This is a genomic window from Actinotalea sp. JY-7885 (assembly GCF_014525465.1).
Lineage (GTDB): Bacteria > Actinomycetota > Actinomycetes > Actinomycetales > Cellulomonadaceae > Actinotalea.
Genome location: NZ_JACEXH010000320.1, coordinates 1 through 1,283, shown reverse-complemented (window position 1 = coordinate 1,283; position 1,283 = coordinate 1). Strand labels below are relative to the sequence as shown.

Genomic DNA, 1,283 nt, shown 5'->3' with positions numbered 1-1,283 from the left:
GGGAGCGCAGCCGGGCCACCCGGTCGCGCTGCACGGGCTCGACGAACGCGCGGACCGTGCGGCCACGCCCCGGACCGGCCGCGACCACGCCGACCGCCGAGGCGAGCCCGGAGGCGTCCGCGAGCGCGTCGACGGCCTCGGCCCGCGGGAGCTCCTCCGGCGCCGTCTCCGACGACCCGAGGTCGCGCGCCAGCAGGAGCGCCGCCCCGTCGATCTCGGCGGCGGCACGGACCTCGGCCAGCGTGCTGCCCGCGACGTGATCCGCCAGGACGCGGCGCAGCTCCCGCACGCCCTCGCCCGTACGGGCGGAGACGGCGTGCACCGCGACGCCCGGCAGGCCGTCGGCCTGGAGCAGACGGGCGACGTCGTCGACCAGGCCGGCCCGAGCGTGCTCCGGGACCGTGTCGGTCTGGTTGACCACCACGAGCATCGCCGCGTCGCGCCCGGTGAGCCGCCGCAGGTACCCGGCGTGCAGCGCGTCGTCCGCATACTTCTGCGGGTCGACGACCCAGACGAGCAGGTCGGCCAGCGGGAGCAGCCGGTCGACCACCTCGCGGTGCGCCGGCTCCACCGAGTCGTGGTCGGGCAGGTCGAGCAGGACCAGGCCGCGCAGGTCGGCCTGCGACTCGCCGTCGAGGGCGCTCTCGCGCACGATCCGGCGGTCCGGTGCCACGTCGAGCCAGTCGAGGAGGGCCGTCGCGTCGTGGGCCCAGACGCACGCGGAGGGCTCGGCCGTCGTGGGGCGCCGCACACCGACGTCCGCGAAGGCCAGCCCGCTGAGCGCGTTGAACAGGCTCGACTTGCCCGATCCGGTGCCGCCCACCAGGGCCACGACGGTGTGGTCGGCGCCGAGGGCGAGGCGCTCCCGCACCGTGGTGAGCGCGCGTCGCACCGCGGCGGACGTCGCGGTCGGCACCCGGCTCCCGACCGCGTCGACCGCGCCCTCGAGCCGGGCCACGCGCTCGAGCAGCGCGGCCGTGCGCACGCCTGCGCCCGGCCCGGGGGTCGTCATCGCCTCATCCGTCGTCATCGGACCGCCTTCAGCACGGCGCCCCGCAGGCGCAGCAGCGAGGCCGCGTCGGCCGCGAGGTCCGGAGCGTCGAGCACGGCCCGCCCGGGCTCCCCGCCCCGGCGGACCTCGGCGGCCACGAGCGCGAGCAGCTCCTGCGTCCCGCGCTCGACCACCTCGCCACCCGCGTCGCCCAGGACCTCGGACACGAGCGCACGCGCCGGCTCGAGCCCGGCGGCGGCCGCCACCACGACGGCGCCGGCCTCGGGCCCGC

1 protein-coding gene and 1 pseudogene are annotated in these 1,283 nt (G+C 78.5%); both read right to left on the bottom strand.

Translation table 11 applies throughout. The features are described 5' to 3' along the window. On the bottom strand, positions 1-1,030 hold a 1,030-nt coding region (locus IDM29_RS16730), incomplete at its 3' end, for a GTPase (RefSeq protein ID WP_255500386.1). After that, positions 1,027-1,283: pseudogene (locus tag IDM29_RS16725) on the bottom strand (hypothetical protein); the annotation flags it as partial. The gene IDM29_RS16730 and the pseudogene IDM29_RS16725, both read right to left, overlap by 4 nt.